This window comes from Modestobacter marinus, from assembly GCF_019799945.1.
Taxonomy (GTDB): Bacteria; Actinomycetota; Actinomycetes; order Mycobacteriales; family Geodermatophilaceae; genus Modestobacter; species Modestobacter marinus_B.
The window spans coordinates 1-4560 of sequence record NZ_JABGCH010000074.1 but is presented as its reverse complement, the minus strand read 5'-3'; the positions used below and the strand labels follow the sequence as shown (position 1 = coordinate 4560).

Below are 4560 nucleotides of genomic sequence, written 5' to 3'. Positions count from 1 at the left end.
TCGCAGGCTCGCGGCGGGACCCTGCAAGGGGGCCACCTGCCCCCGCCACTCGCAGGCTCGCGGCGGGACCCCGCAAGGGGGCCACCTGCCCCCGCCACTCGCAGGCTCGCGGCGGGACCCGGCAAGGGGGCCACCACGGCCGCCGCTCCGCCTCCCGGCGGGGTGGCGGCCGTCGTCGTCCGGACGGGCCCGCCCGGTCACGGCGGCGGGTCGTCCTGCCGATGGTCAAGGACACGTCGGGTCGGCGCGCACGGCCTCGCCGGCCGGTGACCGGTCCACGACGTCGACATGGTGTCGAGACGCCATCCCGCACCGGTGGGAGCGCGATCTCGCCGAGTTGCGCACGACGCCGGACTTCCCCTCAAGGTGCCCGGTGCCGTGCCGAAACAGCCATCGCTGCCGGGGCTGGCCCGGGGGCCTGGAGGGATGAGGCAAGGCGTGGACGGTCTGGACGACATCGTCGAGGAGTTCCTCGTGGAGAGCCACGAGAACCTCGACCAACTGGACCAGGACCTCGTGGCCCTGGAGCAGGACCCCAACTCGCGGGAGCGCCTGTCGAGCATCTTCCGGACGATCCACACGATCAAGGGCACGAGCGGCTTCCTGGCCTTCAACCGGCTGGAGGAGATCGCGCACGTCGGGGAAAACCTCCTCTCCCGGCTGCGGGACGGCGCCCTGGAGCTCACCCCGGTGCGCACCGACGCCCTGCTGCAGATGGTCGACACCATCCGCGCCCTGCTGGCGGCCATCGAGGCCACCGGTGGCGAGGGCTCGGTCGAGGTCGCCGGCAGCGTCGCCATGATCAGCGCCGTCCTCGAGGACTCCCCCGTCGCGCAGCCGGTCCCGGTCGCCGCCGAGGTCGCTCCCGCCCCGCCGGCCCCCGCGCCGGCCGAGGCCGAGCCCGCCGCCGCTCCCGCCCCGGCCGAGGCGCCGGCGAAGAAGGCCGCCGCGGCCAAGGCCCCTGCGGTGGCGACGGCCCCGGCGAAGAAGGCCCCCGCCAAGCGGAGCCCCCGCGCGAAGGCCGCGGCCGCCATCCCCTCCCCCGCGCCCGTGCCGGCCGCCGAGGTGCTGCCGGCCGAGCCGGCGCCCGAGGCCCCGGTGGCCGAGGTGCCCGCGGTCGAGGTGCCCGTGGTGCCCGTCGTCCCGGTCGCGGCCCCGGCGGCCGCCGAGGTCCATACCGAGGGCGACGCGGACGTGAGGAACGGCCAGCCCGGCCGCCGGGCGGTCGCCGACAGCACCATCCGGGTGGACGTCGACCTGCTGGACAACCTGATGCTGCTCGTGGGCGAGCTGGTGCTCACCCGCAACCAGATCGTCCAGTACGTGGCCCGGCAGAGCGACCAGGACCTGGTGCGCGCCTCCCAGCGGCTGAACCTCATCGCCAGCGAGCTGCAGGAGGGCGTCATGAAGACGCGCATGCAGCCGATCGACCACATCTGGTCCAAGCTCCCCCGCGTCGTCCGTGACCTGGGCCTGCAGTGCGGCAAGACCGTCCGGCTGGAGATGGAGGGCCGGGAGACCGAGCTCGACAAGACCCTGCTCGAGGCGGTGAAGGACCCGCTGACCCACCTGGTCCGCAACTCCGTCGACCACGGCATCGAGGCCGCAGCCGCCCGGGTGGCCGCCGGCAAGCCCGCCGAGGGCGTGCTGACCCTGCGCGCCCGGCACGAGAGCGGCCAGGTCGTCGTCGAGGTGGCCGACGACGGCGCCGGCATCGACCCGGCCCGGGTCGGCGCCAAGGCCGTCGAGCGCGGGCTGGTCACCGCCGATGCCCTCACCCGGATGAGCCCGGCCGACGTGCTGCAGCTGATCTTCCTGCCCGGCTTCTCCACGGCGGCCGCGGTCACCAACGTCTCGGGCCGGGGCGTCGGCATGGACGTGGTAAAGACCAACATCGAGTCCATCGGCGGCACCATCGAGATCGAGTCGGTCGCCGGCCGGGGCACCTGCACCCGGCTCCGCATCCCGCTGACCCTGGCGATCGTGCCCGCGCTGACCATCGAGTGCGCCGGCGACCGCTACGCCATACCGCAGATCAGCCTGCAGGAGCTCGTCGCTCTGGACGCCGAGAAGGCCGCTGCGGCCGTCGAGGACGTCGGCGGGGCCTCGGTGTACCGCCTGCGCGGCGAGCTGCTGCCCCTGGTGCACCTCGCCGAGGTGCTGGGGCTGTCGTCGGACCGGCACGACGGGCACGTCGTGATCGCCGTCCTGTCCTCCGAGGGCCGCCGGTTCGGCCTGGTGGTCGACCGCGTCATCAACACCGAGGAGATCGTGGTCAAGGCCGTCGGCGGCCAGCTCAAGGCGATCGGCCTCTACTCCGGCGCCACGGTGCTCGGGGACGGCGCGGTCGCGCTGATCCTCGACGTCCAGGCGCTGGCCCGCCGCGCGCTGCGCACGGAGAGCACCGAGCGTCAGGAGCGGCGCAACGCGCTCGCCGCCGCCGCGGCCGCCTCCGCCGCGGAGCGCACCCGCATGCTCCTCGCCGCGATCGGCGGCGGGCGCCGGGTGGCCATCCCGCTGGACACCGTCACCCGCCTGGAGCAGGTGCGCAGCAACACCGTGGAGCGCGTCGGCTCCCGTGAGGTCGTCCAGTACCGCGGCGCCATCCTGCCGATCGTCCGGCTGGACCGGCACCTGGGCGCGTTCGGCGACAGCGACCGCGAGGTGCTCGAGGTCATCGTGTACGCCGACCACGGCCGCAGCGTCGCGATCGTCGTGGACGAGATCCTCGACATCGTCGACGGCGAGGCCGCGGTGCAGAGCGACATCGACGACCTGGGCCTGCTCGGGTCCGCGGTCATCGGCGAGCGGGTCACCGAGCTGCTCGACGTCCGGGCCGCGATCCTGGCCGCCGACCCGGCGTTCTACACCGCCTCCGCCGGGCAGCCCGGCGCGACGTTCGACACCCCGTCCTTCGGCTTCGAGGGCACCGGTCTCCCGGCCCACCCCGCCGCCCACCCCACCCCCCTGATGGAGGTCTGACGTGAGTGCTACGACTGCCGCGATGCCGGCCAGCGCGCAGCTGGCGACGTTCTGGCTGGACGGTGACCTCTTCGGGGTCGAGGTCGAGCACGTGCAGGAGGTGCTGCGCAGCCAGGGCATCACCCGGGTGCCGCTCGCTCCTCCGGCCGTCGCAGGCCTGATCAACCTGCGCGGCCAGGTCGTCACCGCGATCGAGCTGCGCGAGCGCCTGGGCCGCAAGCCCCGGCCCGAGGGGCAGGAGGCCGTCGTCATCGTCGTCCGGCTGCACGGCGAGGCCGTGAGCCTGCTGGTCGACAGCATCGCCGACGTCGTCGACGTCAACGTGCGGGACTTCGAGGCCCCGCCGGACACCCTCGACGGGGCCGGGCGTGAGCTGATCCGCGGCGCCTACAAGCTCGCCGGCCAGCTCCTGCTCGCCCTCGACGTCAACCGGGCCGTCGGGACCTGACCCCCGCCCCTCCGCACACCAGGAAACGGTCGCCGCACTCCCGCGCTCGGGGGAGCGGCGACCGTTTCCGCATTCCTGTGGCACTTTCCCGGATGGCGCGCCCGTGTCGACAGGACGACTCCACGGAATGGTCGTCACACCATTCCTCGGATCGCTGCGACACGGGTCGCCGCGCTACGGAGAATGACGTTCCGATACGACACGATCTGCACGGGAACCCCTCCCCGCCCCGCTCCTCCCCCGATCCCTGGAGTTCTCGTCATGCGCAGCGTCGCCTCACCCCCCCGGCGTCTCGGGTGGCTCGCCGACCGCCCGGTCGGCGTCAAGATCGGTGCCGTCCTGGCCCTGCTCGCCGTGGTCGTGCTCGGCACGAACGCACTGGCGGTCACCCGAATCGACGACATGCGCGCCGGCCAGGAGACCATCTACACCGAGAACCTCAAGCCGCTGAACGCGCTGTCCGCCGTCCAGCGGGCCACCGCGGCGCACCGTGCCCGGGTGCTCGAGTACGGCGTCTCCGACCCGGTCCGCCGGGTGGAGCTGCTCGGCGAGATGGACGAGAAGCAGGCCGACGTCGACGTGGCCCTCGCGGAGTACGAGCCCTACGTCATCGACCAGGCCGCGATGCAGAAGTACCTGGACGCCCGCGAGGCGTTTTTGGCCTCGAACACCGCCGAGCTCTTCCCGGCCGCGAACGTCGGCGACCTGGCCACCTTCGCCCTGATCTACCGCGAGGTGTCCAGCCCGCTGCTCACCGACATCGCCGACGGCCTCGAGGAGGAAGGCGTCGCCCAGTCGGCCCAGGCCGAGCTCCGCAACGCCGCGGCCGCCGAGGAGGCCGCCGACTCCATCCGGCTGCTCATGATCGCCGCGATCACCGCGGTCGTCCTCGCCGCCGGCCTCGCCGTCGTGGTCGTCCGGCGCCTGCTCGCCACCGTCCGCTCGGTCCAGACCGCCCTGCAGGCGATGGCCGCGGGCGACCTGACCGTCGCGCCGGAGGTGCGGGACGAGGACGAGCTCGGCCGGATGGCGGCGTCGCTGGCGGAGGCGCAGCGCAGCCTGCGCTCGGTGCTCTCGTCGGTGGCGGTGTCCTCGGATGCGGTGGCGGCGTCCTCGGAGGAGTTGTCGGC

At 73.7% G+C, this 4560-nt stretch carries 3 protein-coding genes; all 3 read left to right on the top strand.

All coding sequences use genetic code 11. The features are described 5' to 3' along the window. Positions 1-438: 438 nt before the first annotated feature. Positions 439-2982 (top strand): chemotaxis protein CheA, encoded by a 2544-nt coding sequence (locus HK417_RS24065; RefSeq protein ID WP_222273133.1) that lies wholly within the window; start codon positions 439-441, stop codon positions 2980-2982. A 1-nt stretch (position 2983) separates the two neighbouring features. Further along, positions 2984-3430: a chemotaxis protein CheW gene (locus HK417_RS24060; protein WP_308123828.1), complete on the top strand. Its 447-nt coding sequence runs from the start codon at positions 2984-2986 to the stop codon at positions 3428-3430. 261 nt (positions 3431-3691) lie between these two features. Continuing rightward, positions 3692-4560, top strand: an 869-nt coding sequence (locus HK417_RS24055; RefSeq protein WP_222273130.1) for an MCP four helix bundle domain-containing protein, incomplete at its 3' end; no start/stop codon positions are given.